We start from the raw sequence: 20601 nt of genomic DNA on the forward strand, positions 1-20601 counted from the left end.
ACGTTGATTCGGTTGCTGCATACAAGCACTAAATACCCTGTATACGCTGGGCTGTATGCCTTAGTGAGTTAATGTAAAGACAGTCCCCCGCGGGCGCTGCGAGCGTCAGTTGGCGGGTGGCGCTGCGCGTTTATCCATTTTGCGAAGACGCATCGGACAGAGGAATTCAAGATCGGGTTTCCGGGTCCCGCAGCTAACTTTGGCCTTTGGCTGTTTGAGTTAGCAAAAGTCTTGTGGGCAACGTTCTGCGAATTGATCTTGTTCTGGACACGCCGATTGACGACTGATTTCGAACTTTGCTGCACGGAGAGTGGAACTCGTCGATACGATCGGCCGCATGTCTGAGGCATCGCAGTCTTCACGGGGGTCCATCGTTTCCGTTCTGGCGCTGGTCGTGGCTCTTGTCGCGTTAGGCGTCGCGGTCTGGGTGTTGGTCAAGGAGCCGGCGTCGACGACCCAGGACAGCGGTTCAGCCGAACCCGCGTCGGTCTTTACCGGTACAACAACCGATGACCCGAAGGCCGCCTCCTGCCAGGCGTTCGACCTCGTTCGGCGAGGTGTTCAGCTCAACACCAACCTGCAACCCCCTGGTGGCCCGCAGGACGCGACGGGAACTTTGGCGGTGGGTGCAAATGCTCGCTTGTCGTTATACGAGGGCGGGGCGTATCTGCTGGCCCGACTGCAGCCGGATACGCCATCGGAGCTAGCTGATGCGATCCGCTCGTTCGGCAACCAGCTCATGGACATCGGGGCGCGCTCGATTGCCGGCATCCCGAACGCCGACCCTGACCAAGCCGCCCGGCTGAAAAATGCCGACGCCACCAGCGGCAAAATCGCCGGTCTGTGCAAATGAGCGGCCACCTCACCTAACCCGAGGCGCTGCGGTTCGCCGCGGTGATATCGATTTGGCCTGTTCTGGGACAATGGCTGTGTGAGCCCACCGTCATCCCCGATCGCCCGCATTGATCTGCGGGGCGCGCAGCTGTCCGCCGCTCAGCTGCGGTCCGCTCTGCCGCGCGGCGGCGTGGACGTCGACACGGTGGTGCCGAAGGTCCGCCCGATCGTCGACGCGGTCGCGGCACGCGGCGCCGATGCGGCACTGGAATACGGCGAATCGTTCGACGGTGTGCGACCCGCGCAGGTTCGAGTGCCTACGGCTCAGGTGAAGGCCGCCCTGGCTGAGCTGCCCTCAGATGTCCGCGCCGCGCTCGAGATCGCCATCGAACGTGCCCGTGCGGTCCACGCCGACCAGCGCCGTACCGATACGACGACGACGCTTGCGCCGGGCGCCACGGTCACCGAGCGCTGGGTACCGGTCGAGCGTGTCGGCCTGTACGTCCCGGGCGGCAACGCGGTATACCCCTCCAGCGTCGTGATGAATGTCGTGCCCGCGCAGACCGCCGGAGTCGACTCCCTGGTGATCGCCAGCCCGCCGCAGGCGCAGTTCGGCGGCCTGCCGCACCCGACCATCCTGGCCGCCGCCGCGCTACTCGGCGTCGACGAAGTGTGGGCGGTCGGCGGAGCGCAGTCCATCGCGCTGCTGGCTTACGGCGGCACCGACACCGACGGCGCCGAACTCGCGCCCGTCGACATGATCACCGGCCCGGGCAACATCTACGTCACCGCCGCCAAGCGCATCTGCCGCTCGCAGGTCGGTATCGACGCCGAAGCCGGACCCACCGAGATCGCGATCCTGGCCGACCACACCGCCGACCCGGTCCACGTCGCCGCCGACTTGATCAGCCAGGCCGAACACGACGAGATGGCGGCCAGCGTGCTGGTCACCCCCAGCATCGAGTTGGCCGACGCGACCGACCGCGAGTTGGCCAACCAGCTCCAGACGACGGTGCACCGCGAGCGGGTGACCGCCGCGCTGGGCGGCAGGCAGTCCGCCACCGTGCTCGTCGACGATCTCGAGGCCGGCATCCGAACCGTGAACGCCTACGCCGCCGAACACCTCGAGATTCAGACCCTCGACGCGCGCGAGGTGGCCGGTCGAATCCGTTCCGCTGGCGCCATTTTCGTCGGCCCGTATGCACCGGTCAGCCTCGGTGACTACTGCGCGGGATCCAACCACGTGCTGCCCACCGCGGGGTGTGCCCGTCACTCCAGCGGGCTGTCCGTGCAGACGTTCCTGCGCGGCATCCACGTCGTCGATTACGACGAGGCCGCGCTGAAAGACGTTTCCGGCTACGTGATCACGCTCGCCCAGGCCGAGAACCTGCCCGCGCACGGCGAAGCGGTGCGGCGGAGGTTTGAAAGGTGACGCTCGGAGAGAAGGCGACGCTCGACGATCTACCGCTGCGGGCCGATCTGCGCGGTAAATCGCCGTACGGCGCACCCCAATTGGACGTCCCGGTGCGGTTGAACACCAATGAGAACCCGCATCCGCCGACCCAGGCCCTGATCGACGATGTGACGGCGTCCGTCGCCGCGGTCGCGGGGGAGCTGCATCGGTACCCGGACCGCGATGCGGTGGCGCTGCGCACCGATCTGGCTGCTTACCTCTCGGCGCAGACCCGAACTCCGCTGACCGTTGAAAACCTCTGGGCGGCAAACGGTTCCAACGAAATCCTGCAGCAACTCCTGCAGGCCTTCGGCGGGCCGGGCCGCAGCGCGATCGGATTCGTGCCCTCCTACTCGATGCACCCGATCATCTCCGACGGCACGCAGACCCAGTGGCTGGTGGCCAACCGGGCCGATGACTTCAGCCTCGACATCGACGTGGCGGTGCACGCGGTCAAGCGGCACACCCCCGACATCGTGTTCATTGCGAGTCCGAATAATCCTTCGGGACAAAGCGTTCCGCTTGACGATCTCCGCCGGCTGCTCGACGCGATGAGCACCGGCATGATGATCGTCGACGAAGCGTACGGCGAGTTCTCGTCACAGCCCAGCGCGGTGCGTCTGATCGACGAGTATCCAACCCGGCTCGTGGTCACCCGCACGATGAGCAAGGCGTTCGCGTTCGCCGGCGGTCGACTCGGGTATCTGATCGCCGCACCCGCGGTGATCGACGCGATGCTGCTCGTCCGCCTGCCGTATCACCTGTCGTCGGTGACGCAGGCCGCCGCCCGCGCCGCGCTGCGCCACGCCGACGACACCCTCGGCAGCGTCGCCACTCTCATCGCCGAACGCAACCGCGTCACAGAAGCCCTGTCGGAGATGGGTTTCCGAGTGATCGACAGCGATGCCAACTTCGTGCTGTTCGGCGAGTTCGCCGACGCCCCCGCCACCTGGCAGCGCTACCTGGACGCGGGCATCCTCGTCCGCGACGTCGGCATCCCCGGCTATCTGCGCGCCACCACCGGTCTGGCCGAGGAGAACGACGCGCTGCTGGCCGCCAGCGCGCGCCTGGCCGAGACCGAACTATCCCCAGTAGGAGCACCGTGAACGAACCCCGCCGCGCGACGATCGAGCGTAAGACCAAAGAGTCCGACATCGTCGTCGAACTGAACCTGGACGGCACCGGGCAGGTGCACGTCGACACCGGTGTGCCGTTCTTCGACCACATGCTGACCGCCCTTGGCAGTCACGCGAGTTTCGACCTGACCGTGCGGGCCAAGGGTGACGTCGAGATCGAAGGCCACCACACCATCGAGGACACCGCGATCGTGCTGGGGCAGGCCCTCGGGCAGGCGCTGGGCGACAAGAAGGGTATCCGCCGGTTCGGCGACGCGTGGATCCCGATGGACGAGACCCTCGCGCACGCCGCCGTCGATGTATCGGGCCGGGCGTACTGCGTGCACACCGGCGAACCGGATCACATGCTGCACTTCACGATCGCCGGTTCCTCGGCGCCGTACCACACCGTGGTCAACCGGCACGTGTTCGAGTCGGTGGCGATGAATGCGCGCATTGCGCTGCACGTGCGCACGATCTACGGACGCGACCCCCACCACATCACCGAGGCGCAGTACAAGGCCGTCGCACGCGCGCTGCGCCAAGCTGTCGAGTACGACCCGCGGGTGACCGGTGTGCCGTCGACGAAAGGCACTCTGTGACAACCAAAGTCGTGATACTGGACTACGGTTCGGGCAACCTTCGGTCCGCTCAACGCGCTTTGGAGCGCGTCGGTGCCGACGTCACGGTGACATCCGACGCCGACGCCGCGATGAACGCCGACGGCCTCGTGGTGCCCGGCGTCGGCGCCTTCGAGGCGTGCATGGCCGGCCTGCGCAAGATCGACGGCCCGAAGCTGATCGCCGACCGGGTGGCGGCCGGGCGCCCCGTGCTCGGCGTCTGTGTCGGTATGCAGATTTTGTTCTCCCGCGGCGTGGAGTTCGGGGTCGAGACCACCGGCTGCGGCCAATGGCCCGGTGCGGTGGTGCGACTCGACGCGCCGGTGATCCCGCACATGGGCTGGAACGTGGTCGACGCGCCCGCAGCCAGCACATTGTTCGCCGGAATGGAGGCGGACACCCGCTTCTATTTCGTGCACTCGTACGCCGCCCAGCAGTGGGAGGGCGACCCGGCCGCGAAACTGACATGGGCCACGCACCACGTGCCGTTCCTGGCCGCCGTCGAGGACGGGCCACTGTCGGCCACGCAGTTCCACCCGGAGAAGAGCGGCGACGCCGGTGCCGCGTTACTCGCCAACTGGGTGAAGGCATTAGGTTGACCACCGATGAGCGCTCGCGCGAAGAGGAGACCACCACGGTGCCGAAACGTTTGATTCTTCTGCCCGCCGTCGATGTGGTCGCGGGCCGCGCTGTGCGTCTGGTGCAGGGCCAGGCCGGCAGTGAGACCGAATACGGCTCCGCGCTGGAGGCCGCGCTGACGTGGCAGCGTGACGGCGCGGAGTGGATTCACCTCGTCGATCTCGACGCCGCGTTCGGCCGGGGCAGCAACCGAGAACTGTTGGCCGAGGTGGTCGGCAAGCTCGACGTGGCGGTCGAGTTGTCCGGCGGCATCCGCGACGACGAGTCACTGTCGGCGGCGCTCGCCACCGGCTGTGCGCGGGTGAACCTCGGCACCGCGGCGCTGGAGAACCCGCAGTGGTGCGCGAAGGTCGTCGCCGAACACGGCGAGAAGGTCGCGGTCGGTCTGGACGTGAAGATCGTCGATGGAGACCACCGCCTCCGCGGGCGCGGATGGGAGACCGACGGCGGAGACCTCTGGGAGGTCCTGGAACGCCTTGACCGAGAAGGCTGTTCGCGCTTCGTCGTCACCGACGTCACCAAGGACGGCACGCTCAAGGGGCCCAACCTCGAACTGCTGTCGCAGGTTACCGACCGCACCGACGCGCCGGTGATCGCGTCCGGGGGCGTGTCGAGCCTCGACGACCTGCAGGCGATCGCCACGCTGACCGACCGAGGAGTCGAGGGGGCGATCGTCGGAAAAGCGTTGTACGCCCGTCGATTCACCCTGCCTGAGGCCCTGGCCGCGGTGGAGCGGTAATGGCCCTGGATGCGGCCGACCTCGACGCTCTGGTCGCCGAGGCCGCGCAGATCCTCGACGATGCAGCCGTCCCGTTCATCGACGGCCACCGCGCAGATTCCGCGGTGCAGAAGAAGGGCGACGACTTCGCCACCGAGGTGGACCTGGCCATCGAACGACAGGTCGTCGAGGCGTTGACCGCCAGAACCGGGATCGAGGTGCACGGCGAGGAATTCGGCGGCGCGGATCTCAAGTCGCCGCTGGTGTGGGTGCTCGATCCGATCGACGGCACCTTCAACTACGCCGCCGGTTCGCCGATGGCGGCGATCCTGTTGGGCCTGGTGCGGGATGGGGAGCCGGTGGCCGGACTCACCTGGGTGCCCTTCACCCAGGAGCGGTTCACCGCCGTGGTCGGAGGGCCTTTGCGCAGCAACGGCGTCGAGTTGCCGATGCTGAACCGGGCAGCGCTGTCCGACTCGATGGTCGGAGTCAGCACGTTCAGCGTCGACTCCCGCGGCAGGGTGCCGGGACGCTACCGACTCGCCGTCATCGAGAGCCTCAGCCGCAAGTGCTCACGCATGCGCATGCACGGGGCCACCGGCATCGACCTGGCCTACACGGCAGCCGCAATCCTCGGCGGTGCAATCAGTTTCGGTGGCCACGTGTGGGACCACGCCGCGGGAGTGGCGTTGATCCGCGCGGTGGGTGGTGTCGTGACCGACCTCGCAGGCAACGACTGGACCGTGGACTGCCCATCTGCCCTCGCCGGCGGCCCCGGTGTGCACGAAGAACTGCTCGATCTGCTTCGTTCGGTCGGCGATCCCAAGGACTTCTGATGGACGGCAAGGAGCTGGCCGTGCGGGTCATCCCGTGCCTGGATGTCGACGACGGCCGTGTGGTCAAAGGTGTCAACTTCGCAAACCTGCGTGACGCAGGCGATCCCGTCGAGTTGGCGGCGGCCTACGACGCCGAGGGCGCCGACGAACTGACCTTCCTCGACGTGACGGCGTCGTCCTCGGGGCGGGCGACCATGCTCGAGGTGGTCAAACGCACCGCCGAGCAGGTGTTCATCCCGTTGACGGTCGGCGGCGGGGTGCGGTCGGTGGCCGACGTGGACGTGCTGCTGCGCGCGGGGGCGGACAAGGTCGCGGTCAACACCGCGGCCATCGCTCGCCCGGAACTCCTCGCCGAATTGTCGCGGCAGTTCGGGTCACAGTGCATCGTGCTGTCGGTCGACGCCCGCACGGTGCCGCAGGATCAAGAGCCGACGCCGTCGGGGTGGGAGGTCACCACCCACGGCGGGCGCCGGGGGACCGGCTTCGACGCTGTCGAATGGGCAACGCGGGGGGCCGAACTCGGCGTCGGCGAGATCCTGCTGAACTCGATGGACTTCGACGGCACCAAGGCCGGTTTCGATCTGCCGATGATCGAGGCGGTTCGCGGAGCCGTCAACGTGCCGGTGATCGCCAGCGGCGGCGCGGGGGCACCCGAGCATTTCGCACCCGCCATCGCCTCGGGGGCGGATGCGGTGCTGGCCGCCAGCGTGTTCCATTTCCGAGAGCTCACCATCGCAGAGGTGAAAGCGGCGATGGCGGCCGAAGGGATAACCGTGCGATGACGCTCGATGCAGACATCGCGTCGCGACTCAAGCGCGACGCCAACGGATTGATCACCGCCGTCGTCCAGGAGCGCGGTACCGGGCAGGTGCTGATGGTGGCCTGGATGGACGATCTCGCGCTGGCCCGCACACTGAAAACCCGCCGCGGGACTTACTATTCGCGCTCTCGGCAACAGCACTGGGTCAAGGGCGAGACGTCGGGCCACACCCAATACGTCCACTCGGTGCGGCTCGACTGCGACGGCGACACCGTGCTGCTGGAGGTCGATCAGGTCGGCGGCGCCTGTCACACGGGCGATCACACCTGCTTCGACGCGGATGTGTTGCTCACACCGGAGAACGGCTGACGAGTTCGACCACCGGTGTCATGCCGACTGGCGCTGGCGCAGCACCTCGAGAGCCTTGTCGGCGTGGCTGTCCATGCTGATCTCCGATGCGATCACGGCCAGGATCGTGCGGTCGGTGTCGATCACGAAGGTGGTCCGCTTGACAGGCATGAACTTGCCGAGCAGACCCCGCTTCACGCCGAATCGCGTTGCGACGGCGCCGTCGGCATCCGACAGCAGCGGGTAGTCGAACCGCTCCTTGTCGGCGAACCTCGCCTGCTTGTCGACCGCGTCGGTGCTGATTCCGACGCGCTTGGCACCGACGGCGGCGAACTCCGCGGCCAGATCGCGGAAGTGACAGGCCTCCTTGGTGCATCCCGGAGTCATCGCGGCGGGATAGAAGAACAACACAATCGGGCCGTCGGCGAGCAACTCGCTGAGGCTTCGCACTGTGCCCGTCTGGTCCGGCAATTCGAACTCGGCAACTCGGTCACCCTTTTTCATGGTGGTCACGCTACGCCGCGAGTGATCGCGCGACCGCGCCGCGCGACCACCAGACCGACATTTTGGCTGGTTTCGGGCAGTCGGATCGACCATTGCGTCGGTTTCGGCCACCGAAAATCGTTGGTGCGGGACGCGGTTACCGTGAGAACCTCGCCTCGATGGTGGATCTCGACGCCTTCTGTACCGACGGCTATCTGAAGATCGACGGGGCCGCTCCGCGCGGCGTCGCCGATGCGGCGCGAACGGCGCTGTGGCAGCAACTCGGTTTGTCGCCGGACGAGCCCGAGAAATGGCTCAAGCCCGTCTACTGGGCCAGCGACATGACGGGCGCGGGACCGTTCGGCGAACTGATGGCGAGCCCGAAACTGGCTGCGGCGTTGGATCGCATCTGCGGTCCCGGCGGTTGGTCGCCGCGCGGCGCGCTGGGCAACATCCCCGTGCGTTTCCCGGTATCTCGGGCCGACGACGACCGCGGATGGCACATCGACGCGAACACGCCCCAAGCCGACGGGGCATGGGTGGTCACCGGACGACCGCAGACCGTGCTGTTGCTCGCCGTGCTGTCCGATGTGGGCCCGGATGACGCACCGACGCGGATCAGGGCGGGCTCGCACCGCGACGTGGCCCAGGTGCTCGGTCCCGAACCCGTCGCACTCGCCGAGATGGGCCGGCTCGTCGACGAAGCGAGCGCGGCTCGTCCCGTGGTGGACGCCACAGGTTAGCCCGGCGACATGTACGTGCTGCACCCGTTCACCGTGCACGCCGCCGACGAGCATCGCGGCAAGACGCCGCGGTTCATGGCGCAGTCGCCGATCCTGCTGACCCGCCCGCTCACGCCCGCGTCGTCGTCGGCACTGGGGTGCGTCTGGGACACTTGACCCGTGCAGACCACGGCCGACCTCGCGATCACCACCTCGCGGGAGGACTTCCGCGCGCTGGCCGCTGAGCATCGCGTGGTGCCGGTGACCCGCAAGGTCCTCGCCGACAGCGAGACCCCGCTGTCGGCGTACCGCAAACTGGCCGCCAACCGGCCGGGAACGTTCCTGCTGGAATCGGCGGAGAACGGCCGTTCGTGGTCGCGCTGGTCGTTCATCGGGGCCGGTGCGCCATCGGCGCTCACCGTTCGTAACGGTGAGGCCGTGTGGTTGGGCGCGACGCCACAGGACGCGCCGCAGGGCGGTGACCCGCTGCAGGCGCTGCGCGCGACGCTGGAGCTCCTCAAGACCGAACCGGTGCCGGGCTTGCCGCCGCTGTCGAGCGGGCTCGTCGGCTTCTTCGCCTACGACATGGTCCGGCGCCTGGAGAAGCTTCCCTCGCTGGCCGTCGACGATCTCGGCCTTCCGGACATGCTGCTGCTGTTGGCCACCGACATCGCGGCGGTCGACCACCACGAGGGCACGATCACGCTGATCGCCAACGCGGTCAACTGGAACGGCACCGACGAGCGGGTGGACTGGGCCTACGACGACGCGGTGGCCCGCCTCGACGTGATGACCGCCGCGCTCGGTGAGCACCTGCCGTCGGCGGTCGCGACGTTCAGCCGCCCCGAGCCGTTGCACCGCGCTCAGCGCACGCTCGAGGAGTACGAGGCCATCGTCGAGAAGCTGGTGCGCGACATCGAGGCCGGCGAGGCGTTTCAGGTCGTGCCGTCGCAACGGTTCGAGATGGAAACCGAGGCCGATCCGCTTGACGTGTACCGGATGCTGCGGGTGACCAACCCCAGCCCGTACATGTATCTGCTCAACGTGCCGAATGCCGCTGGTGGACCGGACTTCTCGGTCGTCGGCTCCAGCCCGGAGGCGTTGGTGACGGTCAAGGACGGGCGGGCGACCACACATCCGATCGCTGGTACGCGCTGGCGCGGCGCGACCGAAGAGGAGGACCTGTTGCTCGAGAAAGAGCTGCAGGCCGACGAGAAGGAACGCGCCGAGCATCTGATGCTCGTCGATCTGGGCCGCAACGATCTGGGCCGGGTCTGCCGGCCCGGCACCGTACGCGTCGAGGACTACAGCCACATCGAGCGCTACAGCCACGTCATGCACCTGGTGTCGACGGTGACGGGCTTGCTGGCCGACGGCAAGACCGCACTGGACGCGGTGACCGCCTGTTTCCCGGCAGGCACGCTTTCGGGCGCTCCGAAGGTCCGGGCGATGGAGCTGATCGAGGAGGTCGAGAAGACGCGTCGTGGCCTGTACGGCGGGGTGCTGGGATATCTCGACTTCGCGGGCAACGCCGACTTCGCGATCGCCATCCGCACCGCCCTGATGCGCGACGGCACCGCGTACGTGCAGGCGGGCGGTGGAGTCGTCGCGGATTCCAACGGTCCCTACGAGTACACCGAGGCGGCGAACAAGGCCCGCGCTGTGCTCAATGCCATCGCCGCCGCTGAGACGCTGACCGAGCCATGATCAGGGTCGCCCAACTCGGTCTCGTGCTCGCGGCGGCAGGGCTGTGGGTGGCGTCGCGGATGACCTGGGTCGAGGTGACCTCGTTCGACGGCCTCGGCGAGCCGAAGACGGTCGCCCTGTCCGGCAGCACCTGGTCGACCGCCCTGATCCCGCTGGCGGTGCTCCTGCTGGCCGCCGCGGTCGCCGCCTTGGCGGTGCGGGGATGGCCGCTGCGGCTGCTGGCTCTGCTCGTTGCCGCGGCCAGCGCCGGGACCGCGTATCTGGCCATCAGCCTGTGGGTCATTCGGGATGTAGCGGTACGCGCCTCGCACATCGCGGAGGCGCCGGTTGCGGATCTGGTCGGTACCCAGCGGCACTACACGGGAGCAGTGATCACTGTGGTCGCCGCGGTGGTTGCGCTGGCCTGCGCGGTGTTGTTGATGCGGTCTGCGGCCCGTGAGTGCTCCGGCGCGGCCCGCTACTCGCGACGCGCCCCGCAACCCGACGAACCCGCAGGCGAGATGTCCGAACGCGCGATCTGGGACGCCCTCGACGCGGGTTCCGATCCAACGCAGGATGCGACGAATCCGGACAACAAGGGCCGGTGATCGGCGGTGTTGTGTTGGCGGCTACCCTTCGTGGTTGAAGATCGTTCGGTGTTTCCGGGGGAAGGGAAGCGGCACTCATGAGTTCGGCGACGGTACTCGACTCGATCATCGAGGGAGTCCGAGCCGACGTCGCCGCCCGCGAGGCCCTCATCCCGCTCGCCGACATCAAAGCCAAGGCCAAGGACGCGCCGCCCCCGCTGGACGTGATGGCCGCGCTGCGCGCCCCGGGGATCGCGGTGATCGCCGAGGTGAAGCGCGCGAGCCCCTCGCGCGGCGAGCTGGCCCCCATCGGGGATCCGGCCGAACTCGCGAGTGCCTACGAAAGCGGTGGTGCGCGCATCATCAGCGTGCTCACCGAACAGCGTCGCTTCAACGGATCGCTCGAGGACCTGGACGCGGTGCGCGCCGCGGTATCAATTCCGGTGCTGCGCAAGGATTTCATCGTTCGGCCCTACCAGATCCACGAGGCGCGCGCCCACGGCGCGGACATGCTGTTGCTCATCGTCGCGGCGTTGGAGCAGCCGGTGCTGGAGTCGTTGTTGGAGCGCACGGAATCGCTGGGCATGACCGCTCTGGTCGAGGTGCACACCGAGGAGGAGGCCGACCGCGCGCTGTCGGCCGGCGCCGCGGTAATCGGCGTCAACGCACGCGATCTCAAGACGTTGAAGGTCGACCGGGATTGCTTCGCGCGGATCGCTCCGGGATTGCCGACCGACGTCATCCGCGTCGCAGAGTCCGGGGTCCGCGGCACCGCTGATCTGCTGGCGTACGCCGGTGCGGGCGCTGACGCTGTGCTCGTCGGCGAGGGCCTGGTCACCAGTGGTGACCCCCGCAGCGCCGTCGCCGATCTGGTCACCGCAGGCACCCATCCGTCGTGCCCGAAACCAGCGCGTTGAGAAGTGGCCGATCTCGCCGGGCCTGAGCTGCCCCGTTCCAGCGCGGCCGTAGCCGAGCCAACCGCTCACGACCCCGACGAGCGTGGCCACTTCGGCGTCTACGGCGGAAGATTCGTCGCCGAGGCGCTGATGGCCGTCATCGAAGAGGTCACCACGGCTTACGAGAAGGCGCGTGGAGACCAGACCTTCCTCGACGAGTTGGATCGGCTGCAGCGGCACTACAGCGGACGTCCCTCGCCGTTGTACGAAGCCGAACGGTTGTCCGAGCACGCCGGCGGTGCGCGGATCTTTCTGAAGCGAGAAGACCTCAACCACACCGGATCCCACAAAATCAACAACGTCCTCGGCCAGGCCCTGTTGGCCAGGCAGATGGGCAAGAACCGGGTGATCGCCGAAACCGGCGCTGGGCAGCACGGCGTGGCGACGGCGACGGCGTGCGCGCTGCTCGGCCTGGAGTGCGTCATCTACATGGGTGCCGTCGACACTGCGCGCCAGGCGTTGAACGTCGCGCGGATGCGTCTTCTGGGTGCGACGGTGGTGTCGGTCGAGGCGGGCTCGAAGACGCTGAAGGACGCGATCAACGAAGCGTTCCGCGACTGGGTGACCAACGCCGACAACACCTATTACTGCTTCGGCACAGCCGCCGGACCGCATCCGTTCCCTACGATGGTGCGCGACTTTCAGCGGGTGATCGGGCTCGAGGCGCGCGCCCAGATCCAGGCTCAGGCAGGCCGGCTGCCCGATGCGGTGACGGCCTGTGTCGGCGGCGGATCCAACGCGATCGGGATCTTCCACGCGTTCATCGACGACCCCAACGTGCGGCTGGTGGGTTATGAAGCCGCCGGTGACGGCGTCGAAACCGGACGGCACGCAGCGACTTTCACCGGGGGGTCACCGGGCGCGTTCCAAGGCTCGTTCTCGTACCTGCTGCAGGACGAAGACGGTCAGACCATCGAATCACATTCCATTTCAGCGGGTTTGGATTATCCAGGGGTTGGGCCGGAGCACGCGTTCCTCAAGGACATCGGCCGCGCAGAGTATCGGCCGATCACCGACACCGAGGCAATGGACGCGTTCTCGTTGCTGTGCCGCACGGAGGGGATCATTCCTGCGATCGAGTCGGCGCACGGACTCGCGGGTGCTTTGCAGTTGGGGCAAGAGCTCGGGCCCGGAACAATCGTGCTGGTGAATCTGTCCGGACGTGGCGACAAGGACGTCGAGACTGCGGCGAAGTGGTTCGGCTTGCTGGACGGTGCGCCGTGAGTCGGCTGGCACCGTTGTTCGACACGTGCCGAAATGAGGCGCGCAGCGCGCTGATCGGTTACCTGCCGACCGGATTTCCCGATGTGCCCGGCTCGATCTCGGCGATGACGGCACTGGTCGAAAACGGGTGCGACCTCGTGGAGGTCGGCATCGCGTACTCCGATCCCGGTATGGATGGCCCGACGATCGCGGCCGCTACCGAGGCAGCGCTGCGCGGGGGAGTGCGGGTGCGAGACTCGCTGGCCGCGGTCGAGGCGATCACCAATGCCGGCGGCAGGGCCGTGGTGATGACGTACTGGAACCTCGTGCTGCGGTGGGGCATCGATGCATTCGCTCGAGATCTCGCGTCGGCAGGCGGACTCGGAATGATCACCCCCGATCTGATTCCCGACGAAGCCGACGAATGGCTCGCGGCCTCGGAGACCTACGATTTGGACCGGATCTTCTTGGTGGCGCCGTCGTCCACACCAGAACGGCTGACGATGACGGTGCAGGCATCACGCGGATTCGTCTACGCCGCATCGACGATGGGAGTGACCGGTGCGCGTGACGCAGTGTCGACGGCCGCGCCCGAACTGGTTCGCCGAGTGAAGGCCGTCTCGGATATCCCTGTGGGCGTGGGCCTCGGGGTCCGGTCGGGGACCCAGGCAGCCGAGATCGGCGCCTACGCCGACGGAGTGATCGTGGGATCGGCGTTGGTGTCGGCGTTGCAGAACGGCGTCGAGGCGGTGGGAACGCTGACAGCCGAACTCGCCGACGGCGTCAGGCGAAGGGTTACTGCGTGACGACGACTGTCTTGGCCGCCATCCCCAGCCCGGCTCAGGGCGTCTGGCAGCTCGGCCCCGTGCCGATCCGGGCGTATGCGGTCTGCATCATCGTCGGCATCGTGGCGGCGCTGATCATCGGTGACCGGCGCTGGGAAGCACGCGGCGGGGAGCGTGGTGTCATCTACGACATCGCATTGTGGGCCGTACCGTTCGGGCTGATCGGCGGTCGGCTCTACCACGTGGCGACCGACTGGTGGCGCTACTTCGGGGACAACGGTGCCGGGCTGGCCGGCGTATTCCGAATCTGGGACGGCGGTCTCGGAATCTGGGGAGCTGTCGCGTTCGGCGCCGTCGGCGCGTGGATCGCCTGCCGGCGCAGAGGCATTCCGCTGCCGGCGTTCGCCGATGCGGTTGCGCCGGGAGTCATCCTGGCGCAAGGGATCGGCCGCCTCGGCAACTACTTCAACCAGGAGCTGTGGGGCGCCGAAACGACGCTGCCCTGGGCGCTGAAGATCTACGAGCGCCGGGATTCATCCGGCATGATCGACAATCTCAACGGCGTGTCGACCGGTGAAGTGGTCCACCTCGTCCACCCCACTTTTCTCTACGAACTGCTCTGGAATCTGCTGGTTTTCGCGGTTCTCATCTACGTCGACCGCCGTTTCAAGTTCGGGCACGGCCGCCTGTTCGCGTTGTATGTCGCTTGCTATTGCGTGGGCCGCTTCTGGATCGAGCTGTTGAGGGTCGACGATGCGACGCTGATCGAGGGCGTCCGGATCAACTCCTTCACGGCGACTTTCGTGTTCATCGGCGCAGTCGTCTACATCATGGCCGCGCCGAAGGGCCGCGAAGATCCCGCAAGCCTGCGGGGCGAGCCACAGCCGGAACGCACGACCGTCGAGGAGCTGACCGAGGAACTGGCCGCTGTGGCCTCGCGAACAGGGGTGGTGGCAGCTGCCAAGGCTGCGGCCGCCGACGAAGACGAGACATCGAAAGCAACCTCGGAAGCGGTGAAGGCCGAATCGCTCACGGCAGATGTTCCGGAGGGCGAGGAGATCCCGGCCGAGGACGTGTCGGCCGAGGAGCTCGGCGCGGACGTGGCAGGTGTGCCGGCGGACGACGTGGAAGAGGCCGAGGAGTTCGCAGCAGAGGGCGACGAGGAATCGGCAGAAGAGCCCGAGACTGAGATCGAGGCGGTCGCAGAAGCCGAAGCTCTCGCTGAAGAAGTGGACGAGACGCCTGCGGAGGAAATTCTGGAGGCGGAGGAGTTCGCCGAGGCCGGTGAAGCGACCGACACCGGCGGTGTCGGTGCGGTCGAGGGTGAGGAGGCCAGCGACGCGCTGGTCGACGCCGCCGAGGTCCACGAATCCGCGGTCGAGGGCCAGGCAGCGGCTGACGAACTGGCAGACGAGGCGTCACAGACGACTGTGGTGCCACCGGCGAAAACGCGGCGCAGGCTGCGGTTCTGGTCGAAGCGCGGGCGGAAGGACGTCGCGGAGGAGCCCAGTCGACCTGCCGACGTAAGCAGTGCGGCGGTAGCGGATGCGCCCGCCGATGCGGAATCCGTCGCTGAGGCCGAGGCGTTGGCTGAGGATGTGGACCAGGCGCCGGCGGAGGAGATTCTCGAGGCGGAGGAGTTCGCCGAGGCCGGTGAAGCCGGTGACGCCGGTGGCGTGGGCGCGGTCGAGGGTGAGGAGGCCAGCGACGCGCTGGTCGACGCCGCGGAGGCCCACGAGTCGGCGGTCGAGGGTGAGGTAGTCGCCGAAAAGTTGGCGGACGAGGCCGAGGCTGAAGCGGCTGACAAGGTTGAAGCTGACGAAGCCGACGAAGGGACGGACGAGACCGAGACCGACGAGGCTGACGCCGACGCAGCCGTCGTTGCTGGTGAACCCGCCGATGCCGATGGTGTCGGTGCGGTTGAGGGCGAGGAGGCAAGCGACACGCTCGCAGACGCCGCCGAGGCGCACGAGTCGGCGGTCGAGGGTGAGGCAGTCGCCGAAGAGCTGGCGGACGAGGCTGAGGTTAAGGCTGAAGCTGACGAGGACGCAGCTGAGGTCGACGAGACCGAAGACCAGGCGTCAAACCGGGCTGACGCCGACGAAGTCGACGAAGGGGCGGACGAGGCCGAAGCCGAGACCGAGACCGACGAGGCTGACGCCGACGCAGCCGTCGTTGCTGGTGAACCCGCCGATGCCGGTGGTGTCGGTGCGGTTGAGGGCGAGGAGGCAAGCGACGCGCTCGCAGACGCCGCCGAGGCGCACGAGTCGGCGGTCGAGGGTGAGGCAGTCGCCGAAGAGCTGGCGGACGAGGCTGAGGCTGAGGCTGAGGCTGAAGCCGACGAGGACGCAGCTGAGGCCGACGAGACCGAAGACGACGCATCAAACCGGGCTGACGCCGACGAAGCCGACGAAGGGGCGGACGAGGCCGAAGCCGAGTCTGCGACTGATGCCGGTGAACCCGCTGACACCAGTGGCGTCGGTGCGGTCGAAGGTGAGGAAGCCGGCGACGCACTCGCAGACGCACCTGAGGCACACGAGTCGGCCGTCGAGGCCGAGACTGTTTCGGGCGAGTTGGCAGACGCGGCCGAGGCTGAAGCTGACGAGACCGACGCAACCGGCGAGGCCGACGCCAAAGAGTCGGCCGACACGGAAGCGACGGAAGATGTTGCGGTAAACGAAGAATCACCCGACAACAATGCTGATGACGTCAGTAGTGTGGGCGCGGTCGAAGGCGAGGAGGCCAGCGACGCGCTCGTAGACGCTCCTGAGGCGCACGAGGCCGCCGTCGAGGGTAAAACCGCAGCCGAAGAGCTCGCAAGCAAATCCGAGGACTCGGACGGCGGACGAGTGCGTAAGTGGCTGCGCCGCCGCCGGAGAAGTTAGACCTTTCCCAGGGTTTTCCCAGCCCGACCGTCGAATGTGTTGTCCTGTCGGTGGGTCCGAGTAGTGTCGAACTCATGTGGCGCTCCACGTGTTTTCGTGGGCGCTTTCGTGCTGATCAGAGCTGATTTTTGTTGCGGTGCAGGGTTGTCGGTGCTGCGGGAGTGAAATGCGGGACGCGCACGTGGTGTGGCTCTAGTTTCGGGGTTACCACACCAACCGATCCCGGAGGCACCACGTGCGCGTCAGTACTGCATTTAACCGTCTGCTGCAGATCCCCGGGGCGTGGGTGACCGATGTCGTCATTGACGACCGCGACGTCGAAGTCACGCTGCGGCCGCGGGCCCGGCTGCTGACTTGCCCGTGCGGGATGTTGGCCACCGCGGTCTATGACCGGCGACGGCGCCGCTGGCGACACCTCGACCTGGGCCGATGTCGGCTATGGCTGGTTTATGAGATCCGCAGGCTGGACTGCCCGGAGTGCGGGATCCGTACCGAGGTGCTGCCCTGGGCGCGCCCGGGTGCCCGGCATACCCGCGACTTCGAGGACACCGTGCTGTGGCTGGCTCAACGCACCGACCGCACTTCAGTGGCCACCCTGATGCGCTGCGCCTGGGAAACGGTGACCGCGATCATCAACCGCGGGGTGGCTGAACTGCTCGACGCCCGCCGGCTCGACACCCTCTATCGGATCGGGGTTGACGAAGTGTGCTACCGCCACCCGCACCGCTATCTGACCATCGTCGGTGATCACGACACCGGCACCGTCATCGACATTCAGCCCGGCCGCAGCGAGGCATCGCTGGCGAATTTCTATCAATCCCAACCGGATTCGATCACTTCATCCATCGAGGTGGTCAGCATGGACGTCTCCAAGGCCTACACCGGCGCCACCCGCACCCATGCCCCGCAGGCCACCATCTGTTATGACCCGTTCCACATCATGCAATGGGTCAACCGCGCACTAGACCGGGTCTATGCCCAAGCAGCCACCGGACCCGGCCGGGCTTCGATGAGCACCCCAGACTGGAAGGCCACTCGCTGGGCATTGCGCACCGGAGAAAACAAACTCACCGAGCAAAAACGCGCCCTGGTCAACCAGATCGCGCGAACCAACCGACACATCGGCCGGGCCTGGACACTCAAAGAACAACTGCGCGACGTCTACCGCATCAACCACCCACCCGGCGGCGCTCGCCAGCGCTTGCGCCGGTGGATCACTGCTGCCAAACGCAGCCGCATCAACGGCTTCGTTCATCTGGCTAAGCGGCTCGAGGTCTACTTCGAAGAAGTCATCGCCGCGATCGAACTGGGCATCTCCAACGCCCTCATCGAAGGCATCAACGCCAAAATCCGACTCATCAACGCTCGCGGCTACGGCCACCACTCCGCCCAAACACTGAGCTCAATGATCTACCTCTGCCTCGGCGGATTACACCCTCAGCTACCCACGAGAACGTGAGGAGCCGCACTCATGTTCGAGGACGCTTCCAGCGGCGATCTAATCACCCTTATGGGTGAGGAGGCTCGCGAGGAGGCTGCGGCGATGGGCCGCCGACTGGCACTCGTCGCCGAACTCTACGCGCGGCGCGTAACCGAACATATCGAAGCCAAGATGTTCTTAACCGATGTCGCTGTCGTCGTAGCGGCAGAGATATCGCCGGTTCAGAACATCAGTCATGCCCGCGCGCTCAGCCAAGTACATGCGGTGAACACGTTGCGCGAACGGCTTCCCCGGGTAGCAGAAGTGTTTCGACGCGGGTGGATCGATTACCGGGTGGTGGCCACCATCATGTCTCGCACCGAGAACGTCGAGCCCGACATCATGCCCGCACTCGATGAGGCGTTGGCTGCCAGGGCCGAGAAGTGGATGAAACTGTCTGGTCCCAAACTGATTGACCGCGTGGATATGTTCGTAGCACGCTTCGATCCGGAAGCAGTGCGGGTCCCGCGCCGAGCCGAGGACAATCGCCACATCAACGTCGAGCCGGGATGTCCGGGGATGGCTTGGATCGGGGGCAATCTGCGGGCGACCGATGGTGCGGCACTGGACAACCGACTGAATGCCCTGGCCGCCACGGTGTGCGAAAACGATCCCCGAACCCAGCAGCAGCGCCGCGCCGATGCATGTGGACCGCTGGCTCGCGGGGAATCCACACTGCCCTGTGAATGTGGGCTCGACGACTGCCCCGCAGCCACAGAACGCGCGGCCGCAACGACGGCCATCATCCACTTGCTTGCCGAGCAGGCCACCCTCGAGGGAGGCAGTGACAAGCCCGGTTACCTGAAGGGCTTCGGGGTGCTGCCCGCCGAGTCGATTCGTAAGACGGCCAAGACCGCGCAATTGAAGCCGTTGACCGTGCCCACCAATGCCGATAGCGGGTACCGGCCCAACGTGGCGCTGCGCGACTTCCTGCAGTGGCGAGATCTGACCTGCCGATGGCCGGGCTGCGACAAACCGGTGCACCAGTCCGACGTCGACCACACCACTCCTTGGCCCCAGGGTCCGACGCATCCGTCGAACACCAAGCACTACTGCCGAACTCACCATCTGATCAAGACGTTCTTCTGTGGGCCAGGTGGCTGGACCGATCGACAACTCCCCGACGGCACAATCGAATTGATCGGGCCCACGGGACACGTGTGGCGCAGCGAACCCCATGGCGCAAGCATGTTTCCGGCGCTCGGGCAGTCGACGGGCGAGCTTGAGATTCCCGCCGATGCCGCGCCCGACACGGCCGTTCGAACCTTGATGATGCCCCGACGCAAACAGGCACGCGAAGACGACCGTCGCGATCGCATAAAAGCCGAACGTCGCCAGCGCGCCGAGCTGATTGCCGAAGAAGAACGGCAGCGGCAAGCCTGGCTGGCCGCCAACTACCAACCGCCACCGTTCTGACACGCGCGGCATCGGCACCCGCGAAGTCCTTACGCGGTCGCTCCAGCGAATCAGATTGAGCGACAATCTCTTGACCCTTGTCAGCTACGACCGCGGGCTTCGTCGAGCGTCCGCAAACGTCGGGGCAATGCCGTGAGGCCAGTGCGCACGGAATTCTTGCTGACTGGCACCACCCCTGTCTGGCATGCTGGGTGCCATGACGGAGCCGCAGTTCGGTGGTAGTGAGCATGGCAGCACGCCCCCGCAAGAGCCGAATTACCAGCCGCAATATCCGCCCCCGCCAGGCAGCGAGTACGGGCCGCCGCCGGGGGGTTACCCAGCGGCATACGGCGATCCATTGGCGCCCTACGGCCGTCACCCTATTACGGGCGAACCCTATTCCGACAAGTCCAAACTCATCGCGGGTCTGCTTCAGCTGCTTGGCCTCTTCGGCCTGGTCGGCATCGGCCGCATCTACCTCGGCTACACCGGGCTGGGTGTAGCGCAGTTGGTCGTCGGCCTGATCACATGCGGTATCGGCGCCATTATCTGGGGCATCATCGACGCCATCATGCTGCTCACCGACAAAGTCCGCGATCCTCAGGGGCGCCCGCTGCGCGATGGCACCTAGCGTCGGCACGAGCCGCAAGCGGCTGTACGGCGCACTCGGTGCAGGCGCCGTCCTGACCGGCGCCCTGGCCTACATCGGCATCGCCGATCCGCATCGCCCGGGTTTCATCTTTCCGGCCTGCCCGTTCAAGACACTCACCGGTCTGGACTGTCCCGCCTGTGGTGGTCTGCGCATGACGCACGATCTGCTGCACGGCGATCTCGCTGCGGCCGTGGTGGACAACCTCTATCTGCTCGTTGGCCTTCCCCTTTTGCTGACGTGGCTGCTGGTCCGATGGCGTCAGAGCAAACCGTTGATGAACACCCCGATGATCGTCGTGATTGTCGTCTCAGCCCTGACCTGGACAGTGGTACGCAATCTTTCCGGATTCCCGCTGGTCCCCACGGTTCTCGACGGGTGAGCTCATAGCCGCGCTGTTACAATTGGCTGCGGGCCGGTGCAGTCCCGGACATGAATACTTCCGGA

General features: G+C 66.7%; 20 protein-coding genes and 1 pseudogene. 20 read left to right on the forward strand and 1 reads right to left on the reverse strand.

Translation table 11 applies throughout. The features are described from left to right. The first annotated feature begins 337 nt into the window (after positions 1-337). From CEX87_RS08310 to hisI, 9 genes are all read left to right on the forward strand, one after another. On the forward strand, positions 338-853 hold the full coding sequence (locus CEX87_RS08310) for a hypothetical protein (RefSeq protein WP_094286776.1): 516 nt from the start codon (positions 338-340) through the stop codon (positions 851-853). A 99-nt stretch (positions 854-952) separates the two neighbouring features. Continuing rightward, entirely contained in the window at positions 953-2266 is a 1314-nt protein-coding gene (hisD, locus tag CEX87_RS08315; RefSeq protein ID WP_198957184.1) for a histidinol dehydrogenase, read from the forward strand. Further along, entirely contained in the window at positions 2263-3393 is a 1131-nt protein-coding gene (locus CEX87_RS08320; protein ID WP_094286681.1) for a histidinol-phosphate transaminase, read from the forward strand. Before hisD ends, CEX87_RS08320 begins: the two co-directional genes overlap by 4 nt. Further along, positions 3372-4004, forward strand: coding sequence for an imidazoleglycerol-phosphate dehydratase HisB (gene hisB / locus CEX87_RS08325; protein WP_197506185.1), 633 nt, complete (start codon positions 3372-3374; stop codon positions 4002-4004). The genes CEX87_RS08320 and hisB overlap by 22 nt, the downstream gene beginning before the upstream one ends. Continuing rightward, a complete protein-coding gene (hisH, locus tag CEX87_RS08330; protein ID WP_064428504.1) occupies positions 4001-4621 on the forward strand; it encodes an imidazole glycerol phosphate synthase subunit HisH in 621 nt (206 codons plus the stop codon). Before hisB ends, hisH begins: the two co-directional genes overlap by 4 nt. Before the next feature lie 50 nt (positions 4622-4671). After that, positions 4672-5400 (forward strand): bifunctional 1-(5-phosphoribosyl)-5-((5-phosphoribosylamino)methylideneamino)imidazole-4-carboxamide isomerase/phosphoribosylanthranilate isomerase PriA, encoded by a 729-nt coding sequence (gene priA, locus CEX87_RS08335; RefSeq protein ID WP_197506187.1) that lies wholly within the window; start codon positions 4672-4674, stop codon positions 5398-5400. Further along, a complete protein-coding gene (locus CEX87_RS08340) occupies positions 5400-6215 on the forward strand; it encodes an inositol monophosphatase family protein (protein WP_068201618.1) in 816 nt (271 codons plus the stop codon). Before priA ends, CEX87_RS08340 begins: the two co-directional genes overlap by 1 nt. Then, positions 6215-6997 (forward strand): imidazole glycerol phosphate synthase subunit HisF, encoded by a 783-nt coding sequence (gene hisF, locus CEX87_RS08345; RefSeq protein ID WP_068201620.1) that lies wholly within the window; start codon positions 6215-6217, stop codon positions 6995-6997. Before CEX87_RS08340 ends, hisF begins: the two co-directional genes overlap by 1 nt. Beyond that, positions 6994-7344: a phosphoribosyl-AMP cyclohydrolase gene (hisI, locus tag CEX87_RS08350; RefSeq protein WP_068201622.1), complete on the forward strand. Its 351-nt coding sequence runs from the start codon at positions 6994-6996 to the stop codon at positions 7342-7344. The genes hisF and hisI overlap by 4 nt, the downstream gene beginning before the upstream one ends. An 18-nt stretch (positions 7345-7362) precedes the next feature. On the opposite strand, the gene CEX87_RS08355 is transcribed toward hisI, so the two are convergent. Continuing rightward, a complete protein-coding gene (locus tag CEX87_RS08355) occupies positions 7363-7827 on the reverse strand; it encodes a peroxiredoxin (protein WP_064426731.1) in 465 nt (154 codons plus the stop codon). Between the two features lie 158 nt (positions 7828-7985). Between CEX87_RS08355 and CEX87_RS08360 the strand changes: the two are divergent. From CEX87_RS08360 to CEX87_RS08410, 11 genes and pseudogenes are all read left to right on the forward strand, one after another. Further along, positions 7986-8705 (forward strand): annotated as a pseudogene (locus CEX87_RS08360) (phytanoyl-CoA dioxygenase family protein). Between the two features lie 3 nt (positions 8706-8708). Then, positions 8709-10235, forward strand: a complete 1527-nt coding sequence (locus tag CEX87_RS08365) for an anthranilate synthase component I (protein WP_068201627.1) — start codon at positions 8709-8711, stop codon at positions 10233-10235. Next, positions 10232-10822: a TIGR02234 family membrane protein gene (locus CEX87_RS08370; RefSeq protein WP_068201628.1), complete on the forward strand. Its 591-nt coding sequence runs from the start codon at positions 10232-10234 to the stop codon at positions 10820-10822. Before CEX87_RS08365 ends, CEX87_RS08370 begins: the two co-directional genes overlap by 4 nt. Before the next feature lie 77 nt (positions 10823-10899). Then, entirely contained in the window at positions 10900-11718 is an 819-nt protein-coding gene (gene trpC / locus CEX87_RS08375; protein ID WP_064395570.1) for an indole-3-glycerol phosphate synthase TrpC, read from the forward strand. A 3-nt stretch (positions 11719-11721) separates the two neighbouring features. Beyond that, positions 11722-12981 carry a tryptophan synthase subunit beta gene (trpB, locus tag CEX87_RS08380; protein ID WP_064395571.1) on the forward strand — a complete coding sequence of 420 codons (1260 nt, stop codon included), beginning with the start codon at positions 11722-11724 and terminating at the stop codon, positions 12979-12981. Further along, complete coding sequence (trpA, locus tag CEX87_RS08385) at positions 12978-13766, forward strand: tryptophan synthase subunit alpha (RefSeq protein WP_064428507.1); 789 nt, start codon at positions 12978-12980, stop codon at positions 13764-13766. The genes trpB and trpA overlap by 4 nt, the downstream gene beginning before the upstream one ends. Continuing rightward, on the forward strand, positions 13763-16630 hold the full coding sequence (gene lgt / locus CEX87_RS08390; RefSeq protein WP_094286683.1) for a prolipoprotein diacylglyceryl transferase: 2868 nt from the start codon (positions 13763-13765) through the stop codon (positions 16628-16630). The genes trpA and lgt overlap by 4 nt, the downstream gene beginning before the upstream one ends. 235 nt (positions 16631-16865) lie before the next feature. Continuing rightward, positions 16866-18089 (forward strand): ISL3 family transposase, encoded by a 1224-nt coding sequence (locus tag CEX87_RS08395; RefSeq protein ID WP_120301812.1) that lies wholly within the window; start codon positions 16866-16868, stop codon positions 18087-18089. Between the two features lie 12 nt (positions 18090-18101). Next, on the forward strand, positions 18102-19526 hold the full coding sequence (locus CEX87_RS08400) for an HNH endonuclease signature motif containing protein (protein ID WP_094286685.1): 1425 nt from the start codon (positions 18102-18104) through the stop codon (positions 19524-19526). A gap of 196 nt (positions 19527-19722) precedes the next feature. After that, a complete protein-coding gene (locus tag CEX87_RS08405) occupies positions 19723-20136 on the forward strand; it encodes an NINE protein (protein ID WP_064395648.1) in 414 nt (137 codons plus the stop codon). Further along, positions 20126-20536: a DUF2752 domain-containing protein gene (locus CEX87_RS08410; protein ID WP_064395575.1), complete on the forward strand. Its 411-nt coding sequence runs from the start codon at positions 20126-20128 to the stop codon at positions 20534-20536. Before CEX87_RS08405 ends, CEX87_RS08410 begins: the two co-directional genes overlap by 11 nt. Positions 20537-20601: the final 65 nt, after the last annotated feature.

The sequence above is a fragment of the Mycobacterium lehmannii genome (genome assembly GCF_002245535.1).
In the GTDB taxonomy this organism is placed as follows: Bacteria; Actinomycetota; Actinomycetes; order Mycobacteriales; family Mycobacteriaceae; genus Mycobacterium; species Mycobacterium lehmannii.